This is a genomic window from Nocardia pseudovaccinii NBRC 100343, from assembly GCF_001613225.1.
Lineage (GTDB): Bacteria > Actinomycetota > Actinomycetes > Mycobacteriales > Mycobacteriaceae > Nocardia > Nocardia pseudovaccinii.
Map to the genome: position 1 here is coordinate 1 of NZ_BDBY01000476.1, position 1,343 is coordinate 1,343.

A 1,343-nucleotide genomic window follows, 5' to 3' on the forward strand; every position below is an offset into this window, starting at 1 on the left:
GAATCCCCCCGGTGAGTCCGGAGACTTACTGGTGTGACAACTCAGCGGATTGCTGGGTTGATTGTTGAGCGTAGTAGGCGGCCTCCATCTCGGCGGGCGGCATGTCACCGCAGTATTGGTAGAGGCGCCGGTGGTTGAACCAATCGACCCATTCGGCGGTGGCCAACTCGACGTGATCGACTGTGCGCCACGGGGCGCGGGGTTTGATCAACTCGGTCTTGTAGAGCCCGTTGATCGTTTCGGCGAGTGCGTTGTCATAGCTCGATCCGACCGCCCCGACCGAGGGTTGGATCCCTGCCTCGGCGAGTCGTTCGGTGAATGCAATCGAGGTGTATTGAGATCCCCTATCATTGTGGTGCACAACGTCTTTCACGTCCCAGCCTTCACGGTTGCGGGTCCAGATGGCATGCTCGATCGCGTCGAGCACCAGTGCCGTGGTCATCGATGTGCCGGTGCGCCAGCCGATGATTCGGCGAGCGTATGCGTCGACGACGAAAGCGACATACACCCACCCCGACCACGTCGACACGTAGGTGAAATCGGCTACCCACAACCGATTCGGCGCCGCAGGGGAGAACTTGCGCCGCACCAGATCCGCCGGCCGCACCGCGGCCGGATCCGCGATCGTGGTGCGTTTGCCCCTGCCGCGCACCGCACCCCGCAACCCGAGGCCGCGCATCAGTCGTTCCACCCGGCAGCGGGCCACACCGATACCTTCCCGGTTCAGTTGCAACCACACTTTCCGGGCCCCGTAGGCGTCGTAGTTCTCGCGGTGAACCCGCGTGATTTCCACTTTCAGTTCCTCGTCCCGGTTCTCCCGCTCGGTCGGGGTCCGATTGCGGTGTTCGTAATAGGTCGATGGGGCGATCTTCACGCCGAGCTCGTCGAGAGCGGCGCAGATCGACTCGACACCCCATCGCAGGCCACCGTTGTCGCGGCGACCCTGGTGTTCGCTGATGAACCTGACGGTCAGCGTCCGGGCCGGTCCAGTTCGGCCGCGAAGAAAACCGACGCGGCTTTCAGAATTCCGTTGGCACGCTTGAGTTCTGCGTTCTCCCGCCGCAACCGCTTCAGCTCCGCGGACTCACCAGTCGTGATGCCCGCACGCGTTCCCGTGTCGATCTGCCCCTGGCGCACCCATTTGCGGATCGTCTCCGGTGTCCCGACCCCGAGCAGCTCGGCGATCGCCCGCATCGCGGCCCACTCCGACTCGTGCTGATCACGGACCTCGACAAACATCCGCACTGCCCGCTCCCGCAACTCGGGCGGGTACTTCTTCCTCGACGACGACACGACTCCATCCTTCCCAAAAGGTGAAGTCTCCGGACATGCCGGGGGGATTC

General features: G+C 63.7%; 1 protein-coding gene. It reads right to left on the reverse strand.

The features are described 5' to 3' along the window. Nucleotides 1-25: 25 nt before the first annotated feature. A protein-coding gene (locus NP3_RS45985) for an IS3 family transposase (protein ID WP_373864846.1) occupies nt 26-1,239 on the reverse strand; the annotation gives its coding sequence in 2 pieces (ribosomal slippage) (nt 26-978 and nt 978-1,239; 1,215 coding nt in all). Between the last annotated feature and the right edge of the window lie 104 nt (nt 1,240-1,343).